The organism is Phytohabitans maris (assembly GCF_031085175.1).
Classification (GTDB): Bacteria; Actinomycetota; Actinomycetes; order Mycobacteriales; family Micromonosporaceae; genus Phytohabitans; species Phytohabitans maris.
Window position 1 is genome coordinate 155663 of record NZ_JAVHUY010000013.1, and the last position, 22621, is coordinate 178283.

The 22621-nt window shown below is 72.3% G+C and carries 22 protein-coding genes and 1 tRNA gene; 12 read left to right on the forward strand and 11 right to left on the reverse strand.

Going from position 1 to position 22621, the window contains the following annotated elements; all coding sequences use genetic code 11:
* Positions 1 to 30 precede the first annotated feature (30 nt).
* The 3 genes from RB614_RS16065 to RB614_RS16075 all read right to left on the reverse strand — a co-directional run bounded on the left by RB614_RS16065 (position 31) and on the right by RB614_RS16075 (position 2981).
* The gene (locus RB614_RS16065) at positions 31 to 900 is read right to left on the reverse strand and encodes an ABC transporter permease (RefSeq protein WP_308713297.1); all 870 of its coding nucleotides are present in this window, start codon (positions 898 to 900) and stop codon (positions 31 to 33) included.
* Entirely contained in the window at positions 887 to 1819 is a 933-nt protein-coding gene (locus RB614_RS16070; RefSeq protein ID WP_308713298.1) for an ABC transporter ATP-binding protein, read from the reverse strand. Before RB614_RS16070 ends, RB614_RS16065 begins: the two co-directional genes overlap by 14 nt.
* Positions 1820 to 1880: 61 nt before the next feature.
* Positions 1881 to 2981, reverse strand: coding sequence for a LolA family protein (locus tag RB614_RS16075; RefSeq protein WP_308713299.1), 1101 nt, complete (start codon positions 2979 to 2981; stop codon positions 1881 to 1883).
* A gap of 97 nt (positions 2982 to 3078) precedes the next feature.
* Here RB614_RS16075 and RB614_RS16080 point away from each other — a divergent pair, with 97 nt between their 5' ends.
* Positions 3079 to 3735 carry a response regulator transcription factor gene (locus RB614_RS16080; RefSeq protein ID WP_308713300.1) on the forward strand — a complete coding sequence of 219 codons (657 nt, stop codon included), beginning with the start codon at positions 3079 to 3081 and terminating at the stop codon, positions 3733 to 3735.
* A gap of 41 nt (positions 3736 to 3776) precedes the next feature.
* On the forward strand, positions 3777 to 5096 hold the full coding sequence (locus RB614_RS16085) for a sensor histidine kinase (protein WP_308713347.1): 1320 nt from the start codon (positions 3777 to 3779) through the stop codon (positions 5094 to 5096).
* A gap of 61 nt (positions 5097 to 5157) precedes the next feature.
* On the opposite strand, the gene RB614_RS16090 is transcribed toward RB614_RS16085, so the two are convergent.
* Positions 5158 to 6564 (reverse strand): tetratricopeptide repeat protein, encoded by a 1407-nt coding sequence (locus RB614_RS16090; RefSeq protein WP_308713301.1) that lies wholly within the window; start codon positions 6562 to 6564, stop codon positions 5158 to 5160.
* A 28-nt stretch (positions 6565 to 6592) separates the two neighbouring features.
* A complete protein-coding gene (locus tag RB614_RS16095; RefSeq protein WP_308713302.1) occupies positions 6593 to 7057 on the reverse strand; it encodes a MarR family winged helix-turn-helix transcriptional regulator in 465 nt (154 codons plus the stop codon).
* A gap of 41 nt (positions 7058 to 7098) precedes the next feature.
* On the opposite strand from RB614_RS16095, the gene RB614_RS16100 reads away from it, so the two are divergent.
* Both RB614_RS16100 and RB614_RS16105 read left to right on the forward strand, forming a co-directional pair.
* Positions 7099 to 7620, forward strand: coding sequence for a VOC family protein (locus RB614_RS16100; protein ID WP_308713303.1), 522 nt, complete (start codon positions 7099 to 7101; stop codon positions 7618 to 7620).
* Positions 7621 to 7630: 10 nt separating this feature from the next.
* Complete coding sequence (locus tag RB614_RS16105; RefSeq protein WP_308713304.1) at positions 7631 to 8500, forward strand: hypothetical protein; 870 nt, start codon at positions 7631 to 7633, stop codon at positions 8498 to 8500.
* Positions 8501 to 8509: 9 nt separating this feature from the next.
* Here the strand turns inward: RB614_RS16105 and RB614_RS16110 are convergent, their stop codons facing one another.
* The 4 genes from RB614_RS16110 to RB614_RS16125 all read right to left on the reverse strand — a co-directional run bounded on the left by RB614_RS16110 (position 8510) and on the right by RB614_RS16125 (position 12297).
* On the reverse strand, positions 8510 to 8965 hold the full coding sequence (locus tag RB614_RS16110) for an RrF2 family transcriptional regulator (RefSeq protein ID WP_308713305.1): 456 nt from the start codon (positions 8963 to 8965) through the stop codon (positions 8510 to 8512).
* Positions 8966 to 8972: 7 nt separating this feature from the next.
* Positions 8973 to 9968, reverse strand: a complete 996-nt coding sequence (locus RB614_RS16115) for an AraC family transcriptional regulator (RefSeq protein ID WP_308713306.1) — start codon at positions 9966 to 9968, stop codon at positions 8973 to 8975.
* Positions 9969 to 10030: 62 nt separating this feature from the next.
* Positions 10031 to 11482: a CocE/NonD family hydrolase gene (locus tag RB614_RS16120; protein WP_308713307.1), complete on the reverse strand. Its 1452-nt coding sequence runs from the start codon at positions 11480 to 11482 to the stop codon at positions 10031 to 10033.
* A 383-nt stretch (positions 11483 to 11865) separates the two neighbouring features.
* Positions 11866 to 12297: an SsgA family sporulation/cell division regulator gene (locus RB614_RS16125; protein WP_173032702.1), complete on the reverse strand. Its 432-nt coding sequence runs from the start codon at positions 12295 to 12297 to the stop codon at positions 11866 to 11868.
* Positions 12298 to 12646: 349 nt separating this feature from the next.
* On the opposite strand from RB614_RS16125, the gene RB614_RS16130 reads away from it, so the two are divergent.
* From RB614_RS16130 to RB614_RS16145, 4 genes are all read left to right on the forward strand, one after another.
* On the forward strand, positions 12647 to 13150 hold the full coding sequence (locus tag RB614_RS16130) for a TIGR02611 family protein (RefSeq protein ID WP_308713308.1): 504 nt from the start codon (positions 12647 to 12649) through the stop codon (positions 13148 to 13150).
* Between the two features lie 242 nt (positions 13151 to 13392).
* Positions 13393 to 13464: transfer RNA gene (locus tag RB614_RS16135), tRNA-Val, on the forward strand.
* A 728-nt stretch (positions 13465 to 14192) separates the two neighbouring features.
* The gene (locus tag RB614_RS16140) at positions 14193 to 14471 is read left to right on the forward strand and encodes a hypothetical protein (protein WP_308713309.1); all 279 of its coding nucleotides are present in this window, start codon (positions 14193 to 14195) and stop codon (positions 14469 to 14471) included.
* A gap of 119 nt (positions 14472 to 14590) precedes the next feature.
* The gene (locus RB614_RS16145; protein ID WP_308713310.1) at positions 14591 to 14986 is read left to right on the forward strand and encodes a VOC family protein; all 396 of its coding nucleotides are present in this window, start codon (positions 14591 to 14593) and stop codon (positions 14984 to 14986) included.
* A gap of 531 nt (positions 14987 to 15517) precedes the next feature.
* Here RB614_RS16145 and RB614_RS16150 read toward each other — a convergent pair.
* Positions 15518 to 16996 (reverse strand): FGGY-family carbohydrate kinase, encoded by a 1479-nt coding sequence (locus RB614_RS16150; protein WP_308713311.1) that lies wholly within the window; start codon positions 16994 to 16996, stop codon positions 15518 to 15520.
* Between the two features lie 102 nt (positions 16997 to 17098).
* On the opposite strand from RB614_RS16150, the gene RB614_RS16155 reads away from it, so the two are divergent.
* Positions 17099 to 17908 carry a dihydrodipicolinate synthase family protein gene (locus RB614_RS16155; RefSeq protein ID WP_308713312.1) on the forward strand — a complete coding sequence of 270 codons (810 nt, stop codon included), beginning with the start codon at positions 17099 to 17101 and terminating at the stop codon, positions 17906 to 17908.
* Between the two features lie 426 nt (positions 17909 to 18334).
* On the opposite strand, the gene RB614_RS16160 is transcribed toward RB614_RS16155, so the two are convergent.
* On the reverse strand, positions 18335 to 19330 hold the full coding sequence (locus RB614_RS16160; RefSeq protein WP_308713313.1) for a LacI family DNA-binding transcriptional regulator: 996 nt from the start codon (positions 19328 to 19330) through the stop codon (positions 18335 to 18337).
* Between the two features lie 120 nt (positions 19331 to 19450).
* Here RB614_RS16160 and RB614_RS16165 point away from each other — a divergent pair, with 120 nt between their 5' ends.
* From RB614_RS16165 to RB614_RS16175, 3 genes are read left to right on the forward strand one after another with little or no spacing between them, the layout of a single operon-like run.
* A complete protein-coding gene (locus RB614_RS16165; protein ID WP_308713314.1) occupies positions 19451 to 20869 on the forward strand; it encodes an L-fucose/L-arabinose isomerase family protein in 1419 nt (472 codons plus the stop codon).
* Positions 20866 to 21774, forward strand: a complete 909-nt coding sequence (locus RB614_RS16170; RefSeq protein WP_308713315.1) for a carbohydrate ABC transporter permease — start codon at positions 20866 to 20868, stop codon at positions 21772 to 21774. Before RB614_RS16165 ends, RB614_RS16170 begins: the two co-directional genes overlap by 4 nt.
* Entirely contained in the window at positions 21764 to 22618 is an 855-nt protein-coding gene (locus RB614_RS16175; protein WP_308713316.1) for a carbohydrate ABC transporter permease, read from the forward strand. The genes RB614_RS16170 and RB614_RS16175 overlap by 11 nt, the downstream gene beginning before the upstream one ends.
* The last annotated feature ends 3 nt before the right edge of the window (positions 22619 to 22621 follow it).

Here is a 22621-nt window from a genome sequence, read left to right on the forward strand (position 1 = left end):
GGGCCGGCACCGCGCTCGGGGGTCGCTCCCTCATGACGTAACGTCGCGGGCGCCGAAACGGGCCCAAGCCGCGCTCAGGAAGATCACGATGTAGGCGGCCGCGGAGAGCAGGCCGTGGCGTACCGGGTCCCAGGCGACGGGGTCGCGGAGCAGGTCGCCGAAGTTCTCCCACCAATGCGTCAGCAGGTACGGGTGGAGCCAGTCGATCTGCGGGATCACGCCCAGGATCCAGCTGAGCATGTTGACCATGACGATCGCGATCGTGGCGCCCATCGGCTGCTCGGTGAGCGTCGAGACGAAGAGCCCGACGGCGCCGAGCGCGGCGAGGCAGGCGGTCAGGTAGAGGCAGATCGCCAGCAGCCGCAGCAGGCCCTCGCCCATCCCGATCGTCGTACCGGACAGCAGCGTGACGTCGCCGCCGCCGAAGAGCACCAGCCCGGCCACCAGCCCGGTGCCGGCGACCGTCGCGGTGGCGATGAAGGCGCCGGCCACGATGCCCGCGTACTTCACGGCGAGCAGGCGGGTGCGGTGCACCGGCACGGTCAGCAGGTAGCGGAGCGTGCCCACGTTCGCCTCGCCGGCGACCGCGTCACCGGCGAGCGCCGCCACCGCGATCGGCAGGAAGAGCTGGATCTCGAGGGCGAGCGCGGCGAGCGCCACGAAGAGCCCGTTGCCGCTGATCGACGAGAGGAACTGCGGCGCGCCCTCGCCGCCGCCGGCCGAGGTCGGGCTGGCCACCTTCACCGCGATCGCGATGACGATCGGGACCGCGGCCAGCACCGCGAGGCCGGCCTGGTTGCGCCGGCGCCGGGCGATCAGGCTCAGCTCCGAGCGGAGGAAACGGAACGGTACGCCGACCCCGCCGGTGGCCGGCCGGGCCGCCACCTCAACCGCTGACATCGAAGCCCTCCCCGGTCAGCGCCACGAACTGCTCCTCCAGGTCGGCGGCGACGACCGCGAAGCCGCTTACCGGTACGCCGTCGTGCACCAGCGTCGCCACCGCCTTCTCCGGGGCGACCGGACCCAGTACCCCGGTCGCGCTGTCGCCGTCGTGGGTCACCTCGGTGAGGCCGAGCTCGCGCAGCACCCGGGCGGCGTCGGCCGGCCGGTCGGTCCGCACCCGCGCGCGCGGCGCCGCCTCGGCCCGCAGGTCCTCCAGTGTGGACTGTGCCACCAGGTTGCCCTGGTGCATGACGCCGACGTGGCTGCACACCTGCTCCACTTCGGACAGCAGGTGGGTGGAGAGCAGCACGGTCGCGCCCTCGGCGGCCAGCGCACCGATCAGCGAGCGCACCTCGCGGGTGCCCTGCGGGTCGAGGCCGTTGGTCGGCTCGTCCAGGATCAGCAGGTCGCGCGAGGCGAGCATGGCCGCGGCCAGCGCGAGCCGCTGCCGCATGCCCAGCGAGTACGCCCGGAAGCGCTTGCCGGCCGCCGCGCCGAGCCCGACCCGGTCGAGCGCCGCCCGGATCCGGGCGTCCGCCGTCGCCGCCCGGGCGGTACGGTCGGCCGCGTCCAGCCGCCGCAGGTTGTCCATCCCGGACAGGTACGGGTGGAAGCCCGGCCCCTCGACCAGCGCGCCCACCCGGGGCAGCACCGTCGCGGCGCCGCCGGGCATCCGCTCGCCGAGCAGGGCGTGGCCGCCGGACGTGGGCCGGATCAGGCCGAGGAGCATGCGGATCGTGGTGGTCTTGCCGGAGCCGTTCGGGCCGAGAAACCCGTAGACCGCCCCGCGGGGGACCGCCAGGTCGACGGCGTTGACCGCGACCTGGCGTCCGAACCGCTTGGTGAGTCCACAGCTCTCGACCGCGAACGCGGTCACTGAGCCTGCCTTCGTTCGCGACTGCGGGGCTCGGTCGCTAGCGCTCCCTCACTCCTCGCGCTCACTTGTGCTCCAGGGCTACCTCGTACAACCTCTCCGGCGCCACCAGGCCGGCGTAGACGGTGCCGTCGTCGCTGAGCAGGACGCTGAAGAGCCGGCCGCTGAGCAGGTGACCGCTGCCCCAGGCGCCGCTGACCGGGGTGAGCATGCTGAGCACCTGGGCCGCCTGGTCGCCCTCCTGCCCGGCCTCGCCGTCTTCGCCACCCTCGACCACGGCGACGGTCGTCCAGCCCTCGCCGACGGTGGTGAAGCCCGCGTCCTCGGGCGTCTTCGGTGCCGTGTCGGGCTTGGCGGCCTCCGGCAGGCCGGTCGACTCGTCGACCTGCGCGCCGGGCGGCGGGTTGAAGCGGAACTGCGCGTCGTCCGGCCGGGCGAAGTCGACCTGGGTGAACGCGATCTGGAACGCGGTCTGGTCGCTGCCCTTCGGGAAGACCTCCAGCCGCAGCGGCACGTGCTCGGCCGCGTCGATCGCGATCCGCACCTCGCCGACGAGCGATGCCTTGTCGCGCGGCGCGAGCACCAGCTCGTACGCGTCGCGCCCGGCGATCGTCGCGGACCGGCCGACGGTCACCTCGGTCGTCGGATCGACCGCGGCGAGCGCCCGGTCGGCCGCCTCCTGCGGGGTCATCGGCAGGTCGCTGGGGAGCGGGTGGGCCTTGGTGTCCGCGTCACTGATCGTGCGGTGGACGGCCTTGTTCTCCTTGCTCGACCAGAGCCACAGATCCTTGCCGTTGCGGATCACGTCGGTCTCGCCGAGCGTGCCCATCAGCGCCACCCGGGTCTTGTCCGGCCCGGAGTACCAGACGCGCAGCTGGTTGGTGTCGGTGAGCAGCGACGTGATGTCGGCCGTGCCGCTGCCGCCGCCGGCCAGGCTGGGCAGGTTGGGCAGGCCGAGGTCGGCCGACTGCACCACCGTGCCGGAGAGCCCGTCGAGCCGTGCCGTCTGCAGGTCGACCAGAAGCTGCTGCGCCGTCCGCGGGGGCAGGCTGGGCTCGGCTGTGGCGGCGAGCGTGCCGACGGCGGCCCCTCCGCCGACCACCACCGCGACGGCCGCCGCTGGCACCAACCAGCGGAGCGCGGGTCGGGAGTTCATTACTGGCATGTTTCGCACCTCCTGGCACTCATCGTGCGCAACCGGCCCTGTGAGAGCGCTGAGAGTGCCTGTGGCCTCACTCAGCAAGGATGGCACGCTTGGTGGCGTGCGGTTGCTGGTGGTGGAGGACGAGGCGCGGCTGGCGACTGCCCTGCAGCGCGGGCTCCAGGGCGAGGGCTTCGCGGTCGACGTGGCCGGCGACGGCCCGACCGGGCTGGAGATGGCCCGCCACGGCGGGTACGACGCGATGATCCTCGACGTGATGCTGCCGGGTTTGTCCGGCTACCGGGTGGTCCGCCAGCTCCGCGCCGAGGAGCACTGGCTGCCGGTCCTCATGCTCTCCGCCAAGGACGGCGAGTACGACCAGGCCGACGGCCTCGACTGCGGCGCCGACGACTACCTGACCAAGCCCTTCTCCTACGTGGTGCTGCTGGCCCGCCTCCGCGCGCTGCTGCGCCGGGGTGCGCCGCAGCGCCCCACCGTGCTCACCGTCGGCGCGCTCCGCCTCGACCCGGCCGAGCGGCGGGTCACCCTCGACGGGGTCGAGATCACGCTCACCGCCCGGGAGTTCGCGCTTCTGGAGTACCTGATGCGCCGCTCCGGCGAGGTGGTCTCCAAGACCGAGCTGCTCGACCACGTCTGGGACGCCAGCATCGAGACCGCGCCGAACGCGGTGGAGGTCTACGTCGGGTACCTGCGCCGCAAGCTCGGCCGCGACGTCCTGGAGACGGTCCGCGGCGCGGGATACCGTCTGTCGGCATGAGAATGCGCTGGTGGCGCCGGATCAGCCTGCGTGCTCGGCTGATGTTCATCGGCGTCGCCGGGCTGGCCGGCGGGCTCGCGGTCGGCGGCGTCGTGATGGTGTACGCGCTCGGCCTGGCCCTCCAGTCGACCGCGGACAGCGAGGCCCGGCAGAGCGCCGAGGGCGTGGCCGCGATGGTCGAGGCCAACCAGGCGCCCCAGCCGCTGCCGGTGATCGGCGACGTACGGGTGCAGGTGGTCGACGACCAGCACCGGGTCCTGGCCGCCTCGATCGACGCCGACCGGCTGGTGCCGGTGCTCTTCCCGGAGGAGATGCCACGGGCCCGCGCGGGGGAGAGCCTCTACATCCCCGGTGACCGGCTCGGCATCCGCGGGCCGGTGCGGGTGGTCGCCGAGCCGGCCGGCACGGATACGGTGCTCGTGGCCAAATCGATGGCCGACCTCGCGCAGAGCGTGCGGCTGCTGCGCAACATCCTGCTGATCGCGTTCCCGCTGCTGCTGGTCGCGCTCGCGGCGGTGGCCTGGCGGGTGGTCGGGCTCACGCTGCGGCCGGTGGAGGCGCTGCGCACCGGGGCCGAGGAGATCACCGGCGGCGCCCGCCCCGGCCAGCTGCCGCTGCCCGACTCGCACGACGAGATCCACCGGCTGGCGGTCACGCTCAACGGCATGCTCGACCGGCTGGAGGCGGCCCGGGCCCGGCAGCGGGCGTTCGTGGCGGACGCGGCGCACGAGCTGCGCAGCCCGCTGACCAACATGCGTACCCAACTCGAGGTGGCCCAGCGGCTGGGGGAGCGCACCGACTGGCCGGCGGTCGCCGACGACCTGCTGCTCGACACCGAGCGGCTCAGCCGCCTCGTCGACGACCTGCTGCTGCTCGCCCGGGCCGACGACGCCGGTACCCGGGCGCTGCGCAGCGTACCGGTGGAGCTGGGCGAGCTGGTCACCTCGCTGGCCGAGCGCTACCCGTCGCCCCCGGTCACCGCCGCCGTCGCCGAGGATCCACTGTGGACCAACGGGGAGCCGGAGGCGCTCGCCCGGGTGGTCGCCAACCTGGTCGACAACGCCGTCCGCCATACCCGCAGCACCGTACGCGTGGAGGTGAGCCGCGACGGCCCGTACCAGCTCGTGACCGTGACGGACGACGGGCCGGGCATCCCGGTCGCCGACCGCCAGCGGGTCTTCGACCGCTTCACCCGCCTCGACGACGCGCGGGCCCGCGACGCCGGCGGCGCCGGTCTGGGGCTGGCGATCGTGCGCGAGCTCACCCGCCGGCACGGCGGCACGGTCCGGCTCGCGGACGCGAGCCCCGGTCCCGGCCTGCGCGCGGAGATCCGCCTGCCCGCGGCGCCCTGCCCCGACTAGAAAGCTGTGATCGAAGCTCCTTTCAAGTAGTTAGAACGACTTGAAAGGAGCTTCGATCACTTTAGCCCGTGCGGGTGGTGCAGACCGGCTTGGCGCGGCCGAGGTTGTTGCCGGGGTAGACCACGGCGATCTCGAAGCAGAAGTCGCTGTCCTGGTCGAGGCCGTGCACGACGTAGGTGGTGCTGCCCGCGGGCAGGTCTTCGAACGGGCGCTGCTGCTGCCCCTTCGGCGCGCCGGAGACGCGCACCTTGCCCTGCGCGCCCAGCGGGTAGGCCCAGCGCAACGTGATGCTCTCCCCGCCGTCGTCGAGCGTCACCCGGCTGGGTGGGGTGCCGGGGCGGGCGCGGGCCGGGCCGGTGGGGCTGGCCGGCGGCCTGCTCGCGGGCGGCGCGCTGGTCTGCGGTGCGGTGGTGGCCGGGGGCGGTGGCCAGCTCGCGGCCGGCGGGGCGGTCTCCTCGGGGTCCTGGCCCCGGTCGACCGCGGCGAGCCCGACCACGACCGCGACCGCGCCGATCACGGCGGCGACCAGTGCCCCGGTGACCAGCGGCGCGGGCCCGCGCCGGCGGCGGCGCTGGCGGGGCACGTGCACGGGCAGCCGGGCGGAGGTCTCGTCCGGGCGCCAGGTCTCGGCGACGTCCGGCGGCACCGGCGACTGCGGGCGGTGCGGCGGCGCCTCCCCCTGCGCCGGGGGCAGGTCGAGCGGCGAGCCGTCGACGTCCTGGAGGCCGGGGTACGCCTCGTCGTCGGTCGGCGCGGTCGGCAGGGCGGGGCCGCCGCAGTTGTGGTGCGGGTTGGCCGGGGCGCGGGAGAGCGCGGCGATCTGGGCGACCAGCGGGTCGTCGGGCTCGAGGTAGGCCCGGGTCAGCTCGCGGGCGTGCGCGAGGTGCTGGTGTGCCTCGGTGAAGTGGCCGCAGTCGCGCTCCATCGCGCCGAGCCGGGCCAGCATGCGGATGCCGGCGGGGTGGGCGTCCCCGTACGCCTCGCGGGTCATGTCCCACGCCTCGGCCAGCCGGGCCCGGGCGACGTCGCACTCGCCCCGCGCATACTCCACTGTGGCCAGATCGGCGTGCGCGGCCAGCACCTGCGGCGACTCCGGCCCCTCCAGCGCGGTGAGCCCCTCGATCACCACCGCGTACAGAGCGGCGGAGTCGGCCTGGTTGCCGGTGCGGTGCAGCACGGCGGCGAGCGTGGCGGCGGCCCGGATCGTGCGCTCGTCGGAGGGGCCGTAGAGCCGGCTCTCCGCCTCGTACGCGAACGCGGCCCAGGCCCGCGCCGAGTGCGGCTCGCCCAACCGCACCAGCACGCGCGAGTGGAGGCTGGCGGCCTCGGCGAGAGCGGACGACGCATTGCCCGGATCGGTGTCCGCGGCCGCGAGCGCGTCGCCGAGCAGCGACTGCGCCGCGGAGAGGTCGCCCGCCTCGAAGAGGTCGTACGCCCGCGCGGTCACTTCGGCCAGCCCTGTAGACATCTGCCTCATCGTGCTGGACCGGCCACGATCAGTACAAGGCCCTGCCCGGATCGAGATGGTCCAACATCGCCTCGCTGATCTGCCGCAGCTGGGCCGCCTGCTCCGGCGTCAGCTGGTCGAAAAGGTGCGTGCGCACACCCTCGACATGCCCGTGCGCGGCCTCTGCCAGCACCTGGAAGCCCTGGTCGGTCAGGACCGCCAGCTGGCCGCGGCGGTCGGTGGGGCAGTCCTCGCGCCGTACCCACCCGTACTCCTCCAAGCGCGCGACCGCGTGTGAAAGCCGGCTACGCGACGACAGTGTGGCTTCGGCCAGATCACTCATCCGCAGCATGCGCTGCGGTGCCTCGGAGAGGCGGACCAGTATCTCGTAGTACGCGTGCGGCATCCCGGCGTCGCGCTGCAGCTCGCGGTCGAGCCGGTCCCACAGCGCCCGGGAGGCGTGCAGGAACGCGCGCCAGGTGCGCTGCTCCTCCTCGTCCAGCCACCTGGTCATAGACTTGTTGAGCTTTCAATCATCGGCGTACCGTGCTTGTCATGGGTGTACATCGGCTCAACCATGCCGTCCTCTTCGTCCGCGACGTCAACCGTAGCGTCGCCTTCTACCGTGACGTCCTGGGCTTCCGACCGATCGCGATGACCCCGGACGGCTTCCAGGGCGCCGCCTTCCTGCAGGCCCCCGACTCCACCAACGACCACGACCTCGGCCTCTTCGAGATCGGTGACGGCGCCGGACCCTCGCCCGCCGGCCGGAGCACGGTCGGCCTCTACCACCTCGCCTGGGAGGTCGACACGCTCGACGAGCTCGAGCGCATCGCCGGCAAGCTGGTCGAGGCCGGCGCGCTGGTCGGCACCTCCGACCACGGGACCACGAAGAGTCTCTATGGCAAAGATCCGGACGGTCTGGAGTTCGAGGTCGTCTGGCTGATCCCGGCCGACCTGCTGGACCCGGCCGCCCTGGAGGCCCGCAAGCGGATCCGCCCGCTGGACATCGCGCGGGAGAAGCAGCGCTACGGTCCCACCACCCGAGGCGGCGTGGGAATCTCCGTTTCCGCGTAACTTATCTGGCATGAGCGCGATCGCCGGGGCCGTCCGGGAGCTGCTGGTGCGCTACCTCGACGCCTGGACCCCGGGCGCGCTGCACGGCGCGCGGGGCGCCACGTTCGCGTACGGCTGGGCCACCGCCCCCGACGAGCCGACCGCCGAGGCGGCGCTGCGGGTGTTCGCCGAGTTTGCCGACCGGCTCCGCGGCCGCCGGCTGGCGGTGGTGCTCGTGGGGCCGGCCCCCGGCCCGCTCGGTGCCCGGCTGGACGCGGTGCAGGCCGAGTTGGGCACGCCACCCGAGCTGAGCGTCCACCCCGTCGACGGCCCGCTCGACGACCGGCTGCCCGCCGCGCTCAAGGCCGCGGGCGCCGCCGGCGCCCCGCTGCTGGCCTTCCTGGACGGCGCCGGGCCCGCGTCACTGGCCGCCGCCGGCACCGGCAAGCCCGCCGAGGTCCTGCTCGTCTCGGGTACGGGTGAGCTGCCGGCCCCGCCCATGCCGCTGACCGCCCATGTGGAGCTGGTAAACACCTCGGACGCCCGCCTGGTCACCTTCGCGACGGCGGCCGGCAAGGGGCTGGAGGCGTTCAAGAACGCGCTCTGGGCCGTCGACGAGTACGCCGGCGTCCGCTACCGCGACCCGCGCGACCCCGAGGGCCACCTGCTGGACATCTCGCTCAGCCCACACCCGGGCCCGCTACGCCGCGAGCTCCTGGCCCACCTGGCCACGGCCGGCCCGCGGACGGTGACGCAGCTGCGCCAGTTCACACTGACCCAGACCGTGTACCGCGCCACGGACACGGTCCGCGTCCTGACCGCCCTGCTGGCGGCCGGCACCGTGACCCGCACCCCAGACCGCGGCCGCCTCGGCGGCGACGTCCTCATCACCCTGCCCTAACGACCGCCCTCAGCGGGGCTCCCAGGCGTCCGGGCGGGTGGTGAGCTTGCGGACGTGGGCCGGCATCCTGCCGCTCACCATCTCGGCGAGGCTGACCTCGTCGACCACGTCGCGGACCGCGGCCCGCACCGCCACCCAGAGCCGCGGCAGGTTTTCCGCCGCTCCCTCGTACCTGGTCTCCTCCGGGCGCAGCCCACGCACGCCGGCGAGAGGGCCGTCGACCGCCCGCAGGATCGAGCCGATGGTGATCTCGCGGGGTGGGTGGGCCAGCGTGTATCCGCCCTCGGCGCCCCGCTGGGCCCGCACGATCGCGGCGCGGCGCAGGTCGGCCAGGACCGCCTCGAGGAACTTGCGCGGCATGTCCTGTTCGTGCGCGATCGCCTGCGCGGACATGAGTGACGGGTACGCGGCGGCCAGGCTGAGCGCGGCGCGCACCGCGTAGTCACCGCGGGCCGAGATCTGCACGCCTACATCATGCCTGCACGTACCCGGTCACGGGGTCGAGGGGTGGTCGTGGCGCGGGCACGCCGGCCCAGCCGCCCGCCACGGCCTCGGTGGCGGGCGGGCCCGGGGCTTCGCCGCCGGCCGCCTCGGCCCGGAACGCACCCGGGCTCTGGCCGGCCTCGCGCTGGAAGAAGCGGCCGAAGTTGGTCGGCTCCGGGAAGCCGAGCCGGCGCCCGATCTCGGCGACCGGCAGGTCGGTGCCGGCCAGCAGCCGCTTTGCCTCCAGGGTCACCCGGTCGTCGATGACCTGCTTGGCGGAGCGGCCGGTGGCGGCGAGGCTGGCCCGGGTCAGCGTACGCACGCAGCAGCCGAGCCGGTCGGCGTAGTCCTCGACGCGGCGGGTGCGGGCGTATCCCCGTTCCAGCTCGTCGCGGAAGCGGTCGAAGGCCTCGACCTCGCCCGCGGGCCACAGGCCCTCCGGGGGCTGCGCGCCTGCCACCGGCGGCGGGGCCTGCGTGGACTGCGGGCCGAGCAGGCGGACGCGGAGCAGGAGCGTGGCGAGCTGCTGCCGCAGCAGCTCCGGCGACAGTCCCCGCTCGCAGTCGACGACGAGCTGGCTGACCTCGTTGATGACCGCGTCCTCGTCTTCGCCGGCGAGCTGGCGGTGGGTGGGGCCGCCGTCGGGCAGCTCCGGGACGGTGACGGCACCACCGCCGGCGGCTCCGTCCACACTCCCCGGATCGGGCGCGGCCGGCCACGGTCCGGGTGTCCAGCACAGCAGCGTGGCATCGAGCCCGGGCTGGCCGCCGGGGCGGACGAGCTGGCCGGGGCGCGCCCAGACGAGCGTGCCCGGCCGGCACTGGTACACCTCGAAGTCGACCTCGTGCGTGCCGTGTCCCTTGGTCACCAGCATCAGCCGGTGACGGTCCAGGATGGACGCACCGTGTGGCGCGAGGTCACGCAGAGTGGCGGTGGTGATGCCGGCGCCACCCGCTCCACCTGCGGACTGACCGAAACCGACCATCCCACCGACCGTAGCCGCAGCCGCGTGACCTCGCACGTCCTGATGGAGAAGCTGCCGGTTGCTCAGCGCGACGGCACGTCCACCCAGCTCGACCCGCTGACCGCGATCGCCGCCCCGCGCGGGTTGGCGTCGAGGTACAGCGGGTCCTCGGTGTCGACGACGAGCGCGAGCCGGTGGCCGGCCGGCACGTTCCAGGCGGTCGCCGGCAGCGCCAGGTCGATCACCTGCTGCCCGCCCGACAGCCACGTGTACGGCGCGTGCGTCACCAGCCGGCCCGTGCCGAGCAGGTCCACGTCGTACAGGTAGGCGACGACCGTCCCGGTCCCGGCGCCCGGCGTGACCGTGAGGTGTACCCGGGGGATGCCGCGCACCGCCACGCCACCGGGCAGCAGTCCGGTCTGCCACACCGCCGCGCGTGACCGGTCCACGGCGGGGAGCCAGGCCAGCGGTGGTATGCCGGTGAGCGCTTCGAGGCCGTTGGTCAGCAGCACGACACCGGCGTTCGCGACCGTGTCACCGTTCGCCCGGAAGGTCGCCGCGGAGAGCGGGTAGCGGGTGGTCGAGCCGGTCACGTCCGCCCAGTCCGCGTACGACTCGACTCCGCCGCCGCGCACCCGCAGCACCACCGGCGCGCCGCCCGCCGGTCCGCCCCGCAGATGCTCGTCGAACCACTGGCGGGCGCTCGCCCACACCTCGTTCGGCAGGCCGGCCAGCCCGGTGAGCTCCGGGATCGCGTGGTCGCCGGGGGAGAGCTCCAGCCGCTTCGGACCGGGCAGGTCGCCGAAGAAGTCGACGAGCTGGTTGGGGCCGAAGATCGAGTCGCCGTACGCGTTGGCGAGCAGGACCGCCGGCCGGTTGGCGCGCAGGCCGTCCAGGTACGCCTCGGCCGAGCGGATCCGGCCCCACGCGGCGATGCCGTCGACGTTCCGGTTGGCGAAGTAGTCGGCGACGATCCCCTCGAACTCGGCGCTCGGCCGCCCGAGCAGCTCGGCGGTCGCCTGCAGCAGCCACACCGCCTGCGGGTGGCGGGTCTGCCCCGCGTACAGCGACTCGACCAGGTCACTCCACCCGGAAAGGGCGACCACCGCGCGGACCCGCGGGTCCTGGCCGGCCGCGATGAGGCTGATGCCGGCGCCGTACGAGACGCCGCCCAGCCCCACCCGCGCCGGGTCGGCCGTCGTGTTGGCGTCCAGCCAGTCGATCGCGGCGGAGACGTCGGCGATGTCCTTCGGCCCGGCCGTGTCGATCTGCCCGCCCGAGGACCAGAAGCCGCGGGCCGTGTAGGAGAGGACCACGTAGCCGGCCGCGGCGAGCGAACGCGCCTGGGCCAGGTACTCCGCGTCGTTCAGCCCCCAGCTCGAGATGAAGACGATCGCCGGGTGCGGGCCCGGCGTGGTGGGGGAGACGAGGTTCGCCTTCAGGAGCGCGCCGTCGCGCGCCGGAAGATCGACCGCACGGAACGCGGTGGTCGCGGCCGCGTGCGCGGGAGCCGGCGCCGCGGCGAGCAGGATCAAGATTCCGAGTACGGCGGTGAGGAGCCGGACCGGTGCCGTGCTAGCTCGGGCTGCGGTGGCCGGTGCCGGTCTGCTGCCTCGTGCCGGTCTTGCTCGCCGGGGCGTGGCGAGCTCGTGCCTGGAGAGCGCCATGGTGACCTCGCGGGGGACTGGCCGGACCCGGAGGACGGCCGGGTCCGGCGAGCGAGCCGCGGTGGCGCCACCACGAAGATGTTACTGAACGGTAGCGTAGGTGTTAACCGGGTCACAAGAGGGGAACGTCGATGTCTTGGCACCGGTACCCAGGCTGGGAGACGACCGCGCCGCGCGGAGTCGGCAGCTCCGCGCGGCGCTTGGGTTTCGGTGTCTGCTCGGCGCGTCGGCGCCGGCGCCCCCGCTGTCTGTCAGCGGCCGGCCAGCAGGCGGTTGACCGCCGCGTCGACGTCGAGGTGGTCGGTCTCGCGACCGCGCGGCACCACGACGTAGGTCCGCCGCAGGAACCGCACCAGCACGCTGCGCGGCACCTCGAAAAGCGCGTTGCCGTCGGGTGACGACAGCGCCAGCGCGACGAAGTCCCCGCGCGGCGTGGCCCAGGGCCACACCCGCACGTCGCCGATCCCGGCCGGCTCGTCCAGCCCCGTGACGAGCAGCTCGCGCGCGAAGGACCAGCTGACCGCCTCACCCCCCGCCGATTCGGCGTGGAACAGGACGTGGACCGCATATGGATCGGCCGGGTCGTAGCGCAAGCTGGCCCGTACCGGCAGCGCCGTCGCATCCGGTGCGACGAGCCGCAGTGACGTCTCGACCTCTACGGTCGTCGGTCGGATGGCACTCATGGACGATCTCCCCCCGGCACCGCTGCGGGACGCATTTGCCCCGCGTCTCCCATACTCAGTGGATACTCCTGATTACGCTCCGCCATACGCTGATCTCACCCAGTAGTGGGAAGACGGCCCCGATTTGCCACAAGATTGAACCGCTTTCGGATAGGATGTCCGGTTCTTTTTTCGTGGTGGTTGCCGCCCGGCGTCGGGTGTGGCTCAGACGTCGACTCACTCCGGTAACGTCCAGTGGTCCGGATGAGTGACGGGCGGGACGAGACTGCGGAGGCGAAATGGCCCCAAAAGAGGCCATACTGGGTGACGGTATGGGCGCCCGGCCGTGGTTCCGGGGGGTGGACCGGCGATGACGGGGACAGACGTGGTGGACGCCACAGGAAGGTCGGGCGGCGACCCGACGCCTTCAGGTGACAGCCCGCGGTCGCCTAGCGGCGACGGTGTCGACGCGGGCCTGCTCCACAAGCCCAGCTGGCGCGCCCGGATAAGTACCACGCTGGAGGTCATCCGCGCCAACCCCACCGGCCGCCTGGTACTGAAGGTCGCGGTGGGCCTCGCCGGACTGCTGGTGGTCGCGGTCGGCGCGCTGCTGATCCCGTTGCCCGGCCCCGGTTGGCTGATCGTCCTGGGTGGACTCGGCATCTGGGCGATCGAGTTCTCCTGGGCCCGGCGCCTGCTCACGTTCACCCGCCGCTACCTTCGCATGTGGACACACTGGGTGACCCGCCAGTCCTGGACCGTCCGCATAGCGATAGGCCTGTTCGGCATGCTCTTCGTCGGCGCGGTCGTGTGGATCTCGGTCTGGCTGAGCTTCGGCGTCAACCTGGTGGACGAGGCACTGACCCGCTTCTGACGGGGTTGCTCCTCCCGGCTCCTGGCCCGTCGGGCCGCTTGCTTCCTGGCCCGTCGCCTCCTGGCCCGTCGCGGCCGATGCTTCTGGCGTGTCGCTTCCGGGCCCGTCGCGGCGCGGTTTCTGGCGCGTCGCTTCCTGGCCGTCGCGGCTCCGTTTGTGGCTCGCCGCGGCGGGTTCGCGCGCGACGCGCGGGGGCTGAGGTGCGCGCCGGGGAGCGGATCGGGTACAGTCGTGCGCGCTGAGGGCGATTAGCTCAGCGGGAGAGCGCTTCGTTCACACCGAAGAGGTCACTGGTTCGATCCCAGTATCGCCCACACGAAAACGCAGGGCCCAGACGCGTCCCGAACACGGTTCAGGCGCGCCGTGCGCGAGCTGGCGCGAACCGTGAGCCGGGCTGGCCTGCTGCCGTCTGAGCAATGTCGGCAAGTCGGTGCTGCGTATGGTCACCGGGCGCCCGGCACTCGCCCTCGGCTCGCGGCGACCGGCCGGCGGACGGCGCAATCACGGATGGTCTTCCCGATAATCGGCCCACCGGCGGTCGCCAGCCACGGCGTTAAGTGACTTTCCGTAACGACTGATCAGCGCATTGACGTCGTGGGTGCCGCTCGGCCGGGCAGGATCTGGAAAGCTCCTCAGATATGCGCTCGATGCATGGCCAGGACGTTGAACGAGCCGTGGCCGAGATGGTGCACGTGCTCACGCCCCACCGGTCCGCGGACTGGCGATGCCGGGCAGGCGCGCTGGACTGGAGCTGCTGGACGACGGTTACCCGGCTGTCGCGAATGGAGTATCACGTGGCGTTGTCGCCGGTCGGTCCTGCGGGGAGGGGTCCCGGTTGGGGTGGGGTTGCATGGCTCCCGTGATGCGCAGAACATCGTCTACCGCTGTCGTCGTTGTTGTGTCGGCTGCCCTCACGTCGTGTTCGGCGGGTTCTTCGGATGCGTCCGGGTCCGATGGCACGGCGGCTTCCGCGCAGGTGGCCACGGCGTCGCCTTCACCGGCTGGGCCGTGTGCTGACGGGTCGTGCCAGATCGAGGTCGCGGTGGGCGATGTGGTGACCGTGCCGGAGAGGTTTGGCCTCGGGCCGATCGAGGTTACGGCGATCACCGCCACCGCGGTCGAGATGGTCGCTCCGGTGACCGGGTCGGGTTACAGCATTTCGGGGTGTTCCGGTGGCGGCGGTGTGTCGTCGCAGGGGGGTGGCGGTGTCCGGATGAGCTGCGAGGTGGGCACCGTCGCGACCGTCAACGACGTTATGAGCCTGGAGGTCGTCGAGATCGGCGACACCGTCGCCGTCCTACGTATCGAACCGGCCGGGTGACATGACCACGTGCGCGGCTGTCGAACGCCGGCGTCGCCGCCCTGGAGAGTTGACTGCGGCCGAAGCGCGGCTGGTTATCGACGCGTTCGAGCTGGGAGGAGCATGAGAAAGTTGGGCCCATGGCTTCGAGAGTGCGGTGGGTCGACTTCGACTGTGCCGATCCGTTCACGGTGGCGAGCTTTTGGGCGGAGGCCCTCGGATTGCGTCACGACCCGGACAACAAGCCGGGGGAGGAGGAGTGCGTACTGCTCTCCGGGGCGGACGTGATCGAAGGCGGCATGCTGTTTCAACGCGTTCCGGAAGGAAAGGCCGCGAAAAACAGGGTGCACCTGGATCTGCAGCCGACTGACCGTACGCGTGACGAGGAGGTCGAGCGGCTTCTTGGCTTGGGCGCTGCGCTGATTGCCGACCATCGCAACTCGGACGGTACGGGGTGGGCGGTGCTGGCCGACCCGGAGGGAAACGAGTTCTGCGTCGAACGCAGCGCGAAGGAACGTGCCGCCATGGGCGGCTGAAACAGCCGGGTGGGGGGCCGATCGTCCCGTCGCATCCGTCAACGCGACGACGTCGGCCTCGGCGAAGCGGCGCAGGAGGTCCCCGAGCGTGGTCGGGTCCGGCGGGAGCCTGGCCCCGAGCCCGTTCATCAATTGCCCCGGTCCGCCTCAGCTGCTGACCGTTTGCGCGGGGTCCCCGGGGAAACGTGGAGCGCAGCGGAGCGTTTTCTTGGGGTGCTTTCCCGCGGGCACCGCTGCGGCCGGCGGCGAGCTGGCGCTCGCCGAGATCCCCGGCCTCCGCTGCCGGCTCCGCGACACAAGCCCTCCCGGGCGTGTGCGTGGGAGCTGCGGATTGCCCGCACAGACAGGGCTCCCGGCAAGGGCTGGGGTGAGATCGTGCACCCGAAGAGGACGCTCCACGTTTCCCCAGGCCCCGCACAACGGTCCGGACCACCGCGGGCGTCGCGGTAGCCCAAAACTTCTTTCGGCGTCGGATCGCTCGAGACGGCCAGCGGCCATCGCCCAGGTCTGCGCAGACCCGCGCGGGGTTTCCTAGACCTGGCGGGCGGCGAGCGCGTGAGCGATGTCGACGGTGTCGTGGTAGAGGCGGCGGTAGAGGGCGTAACCCTCGTCGTAGACGGCGGCGTGGGCCGGGTCGGGCTCGACCAGTGTGACCACGGGGTTCCACGCGTCGATGTCCACGTCGGCGCCGGCGGTGAGTGCGGCCAGGTATGCGGCGCCCAGGCAGGCGCCGATCGGCGTGGCGCACAGCGACTGCGGCCGCTGGAGGACGTCGGAGACGATCCGCGTCCAGAGGCCGCCGGTGGTGCCGCCGCCGACCGCGACGAGCCGCCGCGGCTCGGCGCCCGCCTCGGCGAAGGATTCGAGGTTGTGCCGTACGCCGTACGCGGTGGCCTCCAGCGCGGCCCGGTAGACGTCGCCGCGGCCGTGCCGCAGGGTGAGGCCGGCCAGGATGCCACGCGCGTCGGGGTCGAAGAGCGGGCTGCGCTCGCCGGCCAGGTAGGGCAGCATGAGCAGCCCGTTGGCGCCCGGCGGTGACTGGCCGGCCTCCGCGGCGAGACCGGCGAAGTCGGGCTGGCCGGCCAGCCGCCGCACCCAGTCGGCGGTCGCGCCGGAGGTGGCCATGCCGGCCGCCAGGCTGAACGTCCCGGGAAACGTGCCGACCGTGCCCCACAGCGGCGGGCTGACCCGGCGGGCGTCAAGCGCGGCGATGATGAACATCGTGGTGCCGTACATCAGCATCACGTCGCCAGGTCGGCGCACGCCGACGCTGAGCGCCTCGGTCCAGGCGTCGATCGTGCCGGTGGTGACCGGCGTACCGGCCGGGATGCCGGTCTCGGCCGCCGCCGTGGCGGTCACGAGGCCCGCGGTCTCGGCTGGCCAGGCGAGGCGGGGCAGTTCGATGTGCTCGGCGATCGCGGCGGCCCAGCCGTCCGCCCAGTCCAGCTTGCGGCTGTCGTAGAGGGGTATGGCCTGGCTGGCCGAGTGGTGGTCCAGCACGTACTCGCCGGTGAGTCGCCGCACCAGGTAGGAGTTGGCCATGTGGATCCGGCGGGTACGGCGCCAGACCTCGGGCTCGTGGCGGCGCAGCCAGCGCAGCTTGGGGCCGATCGCCTGGGAGGTCAGCGGGGCGCCGGCCCGCTCGGCGATGGCGTCGGCGCCGAGCTCGGCGTTGAGTTCGTCGATCTCCTGTCCGGCGCGGGTGTCGATGCCGTAGAGGATGGCCGGGCGGAGCGGGCGGTCGCGCTCGTCGGTCGGCTGCAGGACCGGCCCGATCCCGCTGACGCCGACGGCGGTGACCGGCTCGGCGAGGGGCGCGGTGAGCGATCTGGCGATCGCGACGAAATCGCCCCACCAGATCTGGTCGGCGTCGTGCTCGGCCCAGCCGGGGCGGGGCAGGTCGAACTCGTGCGCCCGGCTCGCGCTGGCGACGATCTCTCCGTCGGGGCGCACGAGGACACCCTTCGTGCTCGACGTGCCGACGTCGATGCCCAGGAAGAGTGCGCTCATCGTGCCTCCGCTCACGCGCCGTGGCCAGGCTTGACGTTGCCCGCCGCTCTCGGTCTACGATCACAGAAACCGATTTCAGTAGCAAGACCGCGGAGGCAACGAATGATCGACGGCGTGGTGGTCGCCGCCCTGACCCCGTTCGACGAGCAGGGCGCGCTCGACGCCCGCCGCATCCCGCCCTACGTCGACTACCTGCTCGACGCGAGCGTCGGCGGCCTCATGGTCGGCGGCACGACGGGCGAGTTCGTGACGATGACCAGCGACGAGCGGATCGAGGCGGTCGGCGCCTTCGCCCGCGCGGTCGCCGGCCGAGTGCCGGTGATCGCCCACGTCGGCCACGCGGCACCGGCGGAGGCGTGCCGCCTGGCGGCCCGTGCGGCCGAGGCCGGCGCGGACGCGCTCACCGCGATCACGCCCTACTTCCATCCGGTCCAGCCGGCCGCGGTGGAGGCGTACTTCCGGGACGTGGCCGCCGCCGTGCCGACCCTGCCGTTCCACGTCTACAACTACCCGGAAGCGTCCGGCACCCGGATCGCGCCGGCGACCTTCCGCGGGCTGCTCGACGTGCCCAACCTGGCCGGCGTGAAGCTTAGCGTCGCCACGTTCGCCGAGGTGGAGCCCTATCTCGACCTGCTCGGCAAGCTCACCGTGATGAGCGGCAACGACGCGCTGATCGTCCCGTTCGCCGAGGCCGGCGGCACGGCGGTCGTCTCCGGCAACGCCTCGGTCCGCCCGGCGCTGCTGGTCGACCTCTTCGCGGCTGCCCAGGGCGGCCACACGGCCGCCGTCGAGCGCCTGGTGGCCGAGCTCGACCAGCTGCGCGAGCTGACCGCGGCCGCCCCCGACCGCCTGAAGGCCGCACTCCGTGGCAGCGGCGTGGACATCGGCGAGGCCCGCATAAGGACTGTCTAGGAGAGCTTCCGGATCAGGGTCGGGCGTGTCTCAACGTCTCTTTCAGACATGATTTGCCCCGGTCCGCGCCAGCTGCGGACCGTTTGCGCGGGGTCCCCGGGGAAACGTGGAGCGCAGCGGAGCGTTTTCTTGGGGTGCTTTCCCGCGGGCACCGCTGCGGCCGGCGGCGAGCTGGCGCTCGCCGAGATCCCCGGCCTCCGCTGCCGGCTCCGCGGGGCAAGCCCACCCCGGCGCTCGCCGGCTGCCGGGGTGTGCACGCACAGACGGGGCAGCTCGAGAGCTTCCCGCGCGCACACATCCGCCCCGGCGACGGCGCTGTGGAGAGGGGGTCACGGCCGCCGGCTCCCCGCCAGGGGCCGGGGGAGATCGTGGGCTTCCGGACCACCGCGGACGTCGCGGTAGCCCAGATTCTCCTGGACGAGGGCGTCAGGACGGGCGGCGGGAGCTGTCACGGATCTCGAGGCGGGTGGGGAGCACTACGGTCTGAGGGTCGAGGTCGGGGTTTCCGCGGCGCTTGAGCACGAGCTCGGCAGCGGAGCGCCCGATGTCGTAGGCGGGCTGGTGCACGCTGCTCAGCGACGGCCGCACCAGGTGTGACCAGAAGGCGTCGCCGAAGGCCGCCACGCCGATCGCCGGCGGGCGCAGCTCCCGGTCGTACATCGCCTCGAGCGCGCCCGCCGCCATCAGGTTGTTGGTCACCATCACCGCGTCCGGCGGGTTTGCCGAGTCCAGTAGCTCGGCCATCGCCCGGTAGCCGCCGCGGACGCGGAAGTCCGCGTACTTCACGGCGGGGCGCCGGCGCGGCGGGTCGGACTCGCGGTGGGCGCGCAGGAAGCCGCGCAGCCGCTGCACCGCCGCCCACGACTCGCGCGGGCCGGTGATGCAGGCGATCCGGCGGTAGCCTTCGTCGATCAGGTGGCTGGTGGCCGCGTACGCCCCGCGCTCGTCGTCCGAGGCGACGGTGTCGACCTGCGCGGACTCGGGTGAGTGGTCGATGGCCACGACTGGGATGCCCTTGCCGATCAGCTGGGTGACATCGGTTTCGGTCATCGAGGCGGGCGAGATGATCACACCGGCCATGTGCTCCGCCAGGGCCACGTCGAGGTACGCCGCCTCCTTCTCCGGGTCGTCGTCGGCGTTGCACAGCACGACCGACAGCGCCGCCGTGCGGGCCACGTCCTCGACGCCCCGGGCGAGCGCGGTGAAGAACGGGTTTTCGATGTCGGCGATGATCAACCCGAGCACGTCGCTGCTCTGCCGGCGCAGGCCACGGGCCACCCGGTTAGGCTTGAACCCCAGCTCAGCGCAGGCGGCCCGGACGCGAGCCTCGCGGTCGGGGGTGACCCGCGCGCCGTTGAGCACGCGGGACACGGTCGCCGGCGACACACCGGCCGCCTTCGCGACGTCGTAGATGTTGGCCACCGAGAAGCTCCCGGACTCAAGGGGTTGACAGATGTGGCGCCACCAGCGTTAGCATTTGCGAAACCGATCTGAAATCGATTTCAGCAAATCATACCGCCGGTGCACCAGGAGGTACACCCTATGGCCACGATCTCCCTGCTGACGTTCTCCGACGGGCGCGACTTCGTCGCCGCCGACATCGATGACTTCTGCCGGCAGAAGGAGGGCCTGCTGCGGCAGGCGTTCGAGACGGCCGGGCACACGGTCGTCGCCGGCGCGCAGCCGGTGACCAGCAACGAGATCGCGGTCGCGGAAGCGCGGCGGGTCGCGGCGGCCGGCCCCGATCTGACCGTCTTCCACTACCCGGTGTGGGCGTTCCCCCACTTCACGATGCTCGCGGCGACCGCGACGACGGGCCCGCTGCTGCTCGCCTCGACCATCGACCCGGTGCAGCCCGGCATGGTGGGCCTGCTCGCCGCCGGCGGCGCCCTCGACCAGATCGGCCGCCAGCACACCCGGATCACCGGCGACGCGACCGACCCGGCGGTACGCCGGCGCCTCCAGACGACGGTGACCGCCGCGGCCGCCGTCAGCGGACTGCGCGGCAGCACCTTCGGCCGGATCGGCGGCCGACCCATGGGCATGTACACGGCGGCCAGCTCTCCCGAGGTCTGGATCGACACGTTCGGTGTCGACGTCGAGGAGATCGACCAGTGGGAGATCGTCCGGCGGGCCGAGCTCGTCGACGAGAGCAGGGTCGCCACCGCGCGCGCCTGGCTGGAGAAGCACGCCGCCGGCGTGCACTACGACGGTGACAAGCTCACCCCCGAGACGCTCGGCCGGCAGATCCGGTCGTACTACGCGGTCCGCGAGCTGATCGACGAGTGGCACCTCGACTTCGCCGGCATCAAGGGCCAGCCCGAGCTCACCAACCACTTCGCCACCATGGACGTCACCGAGGCTTTCCTCAACGACCCGTACGACTGGGACGGGCCCAAGGAGACCTTCGTCTGCAGCACCGAGTCCGATATGGACGGCGCGCTGACCATGCAGATCATGAAGCTGCTCTCCGGGCTGCCGGTGCTCTTCGCCGACGTCCGGCACTACCACGGCGACCTCGACGTCTGGGACCTGGCCAATTCTGGGCAGCACGCCACCTGGTACGCGGCGCGCAGCGACGACCCGCTGGAAAACCTCGCGAAGACCCACCTCTACCCCGAGGTGTTCTTCTTCCCGGCCGGCGGCGCGTCCGTGCACCACATCGCGGCTGCCGGCGAGGCCACGTTCGCGCGGCTGAGCCGGCTCGACCACCGGTACCGGTTGCAGCTGACCAAGGGCCGCTTCGTCGACCTCGGCCACGAGACGCACGAGCGGCTGGCGCGCGCCTCCACGTACGAGTGGCCGCACGCGTTCAGCCGGTTCGACGCGCCGGCGGAGGCATTCCTCGACCGCTTCGGTGCCAACCACATCCACGCCATTCCCGGCGACTGGACCGAGGAGCTGCGCGCGGTGTGCCGGCTGCTCGACGTCGACGTCGACGACCTGGAATCGACGCGATGACGGTGACCGCTCCGCCGCCGGTACGCGCCGCGCCGCCCGAGGCACCTCCACGGCCGCGGAAGGGCCGCCGCCGCTACGGCCCGGTCGGGCTGTACGTGCCGGCCCTGGTGCTGGTCGCGCTCGTCTCGGTGATCCCGATCGCCTGGGCGGTACGGCTCAGCCTCTACCGGACGCGAGGCCTGCGCACGGTCGAGTTCGTCGGCTGGGACAACTTCGCCACGGTACTCGGTCCGGACGGCTGGGGCGACATCGCCCGCACCTTCGCGTACGTGGTCATTTCTCTCGTCGTGGCGGTGCCGCTCGGTCTCGGCCTGGCCGTGCTGCTCAACAAGCCGGTCCGCTACATACGGGCGTTCCGCGTGGTGATCCTGCTGCCCTGGGTGGTTTCGCAGACGGTCGCGGCGCTGCTGTGGAAGTGGCTGCTCAACGGCCAGTACGGCCCGCTGCACAGCCTCTTCGGCGGGCGCGAGCCGCTAGCCGACCCGATCGGTTCGATGGCGGCCCTGATCCTCGTCAACGTCTGGATCAGCTACCCGCTGGCGACCATCCTCTGTCTGGCGGCACTGCAGACGGTTCCACAGGAGACGGTGGAAGCCTCCAGAGTGGACGGCTGTTCCCCCACCCAGTCGTTCTACCGGATCGTGGTGCCGACGATCAGGTCGACGCTGCTGATCTTGGTGATCATGCTGACGCTGCTCTACTTCAACATGGTCACGCTGGTCTACACGCTCACCGGCGGCGGCCCCTTCTCCGGCACCCAGGTGCTGAGCCTCGACGCGTTCCTGCAGTCGTTCCAGTTCTTCAAGATCGGCGTCGGCGCCGCCTACTCGGTCGTGCTCTTCGCTCTCAACATCGTCTTCGGCATCGCCTACATCCGGGTACTGAGGGGGAGCAGTGACAGCTGACGCGACCCGGGTCAAGCGCCCGGCCAGGCTGCGCCAAGCCGGCATCTACGCCGGGCTGGTGGCGGGCGCGGTGTTCGCCGTCTTCCCGCTCCTATGGGGACTGTCCACATCGTTCAAACCGGAGGCCACCGTACTGGCCACACCGGTGCGGTGGATCCCGGAGCACTTCACGTTCGACAACTACCACGCGGTCCTCTTCGACTCGCAGATCCCGCGCAACCTGCTCAACAGCGTCATCGTCAGCATCATCACGGTCGCCGTCACGCTGCTCATCGCGGTGCCGGCGGCGTACTCGGCCGCGCGCTACCGCTTCCGCGGCAAGGGCGGCCTGCTCTTCTTCATCCTGATGACCTCGATGGTGCCGGGCATCGCGGTCCTCGTCCCGCTCTACTACCTCGCCGTGAAGCTGAGCGTGTACGACACGTTCTTCGTCATGATCGTCATCTACGCGGCCTGGCAGGTCCCGACGATCATCTGGATCCTCCGCGGCTTCTTCGAGTCCATCCCGGCGGACATCGAGGAGGCCGGCCGCGTCGACGGCACCACCACGTTCGGCGCGTTCGTGCGGCTGATCCTGCCGCTGGCCAAGCCGGGCATCGGCGCGGCCGCCATCATCACGTTCGTCTACGTCTGGAACGACTACCTCATCGCCAGCACCTTCGTCAGCGACTCGGACCTGCGGCTCATCTCGGTCGGCCTCTACACCTACCTCACCCAGTACGGGACGGTGTGGGGTCAGCTGACCGCCGCGGTCATGGTCACCCTGCTGCCGATGATCATCGCCTTCGTCCTCTTCGAACGCCGCCTTGTCGCCGGCCTCTCCGCCGGCGCCAGCAAGGGCTGACGT

What these genes read in the sequence shown, in the direction of transcription:
- RB614_RS16130 (WP_308713308.1), top strand. Translation starts at nt 12,647, where the DNA reads ATGACGGGGACAGACGTGGTGGACGCCACAGGAAGGTCGGGCGGCGAC.
- RB614_RS16125 (WP_173032702.1), bottom strand. Translation starts at nt 12,297, where the DNA reads ATGAGTGCCATCCGACCGACGACCGTAGAGGTCGAGACGTCACTGCGG.
- RB614_RS16090 (WP_308713301.1), bottom strand. Translation starts at nt 6,564, where the DNA reads ATGTCTACAGGGCTGGCCGAAGTGACCGCGCGGGCGTACGACCTCTTC.
- RB614_RS16165 (WP_308713314.1), top strand. Translation starts at nt 19,451, where the DNA reads ATGGCCACGATCTCCCTGCTGACGTTCTCCGACGGGCGCGACTTCGTC.
- RB614_RS16085 (WP_308713347.1), top strand. Translation starts at nt 3,777, where the DNA reads ATGTTCATCGGCGTCGCCGGGCTGGCCGGCGGGCTCGCGGTCGGCGGC.
- RB614_RS16150 (WP_308713311.1), bottom strand. Translation starts at nt 16,996, where the DNA reads ATGAGCGCACTCTTCCTGGGCATCGACGTCGGCACGTCGAGCACGAAG.
- RB614_RS16095 (WP_308713302.1), bottom strand. Translation starts at nt 7,057, where the DNA reads ATGACCAGGTGGCTGGACGAGGAGGAGCAGCGCACCTGGCGCGCGTTC.
- RB614_RS16075 (WP_308713299.1), bottom strand. Translation starts at nt 2,981, where the DNA reads ATGCCAGTAATGAACTCCCGACCCGCGCTCCGCTGGTTGGTGCCAGCG.
- RB614_RS16065 (WP_308713297.1), bottom strand. Translation starts at nt 900, where the DNA reads ATGTCAGCGGTTGAGGTGGCGGCCCGGCCGGCCACCGGCGGGGTCGGC.
- RB614_RS16100 (WP_308713303.1), top strand. Translation starts at nt 7,099, where the DNA reads ATGGGTGTACATCGGCTCAACCATGCCGTCCTCTTCGTCCGCGACGTC.
- RB614_RS16115 (WP_308713306.1), bottom strand. Translation starts at nt 9,968, where the DNA reads ATGGTCGGTTTCGGTCAGTCCGCAGGTGGAGCGGGTGGCGCCGGCATC.
- RB614_RS16155 (WP_308713312.1), top strand. Translation starts at nt 17,099, where the DNA reads ATGATCGACGGCGTGGTGGTCGCCGCCCTGACCCCGTTCGACGAGCAG.
- RB614_RS16105 (WP_308713304.1), top strand. Translation starts at nt 7,631, where the DNA reads ATGAGCGCGATCGCCGGGGCCGTCCGGGAGCTGCTGGTGCGCTACCTC.
- RB614_RS16170 (WP_308713315.1), top strand. Translation starts at nt 20,866, where the DNA reads ATGACGGTGACCGCTCCGCCGCCGGTACGCGCCGCGCCGCCCGAGGCA.
- RB614_RS16145 (WP_308713310.1), top strand. Translation starts at nt 14,591, where the DNA reads ATGGCTTCGAGAGTGCGGTGGGTCGACTTCGACTGTGCCGATCCGTTC.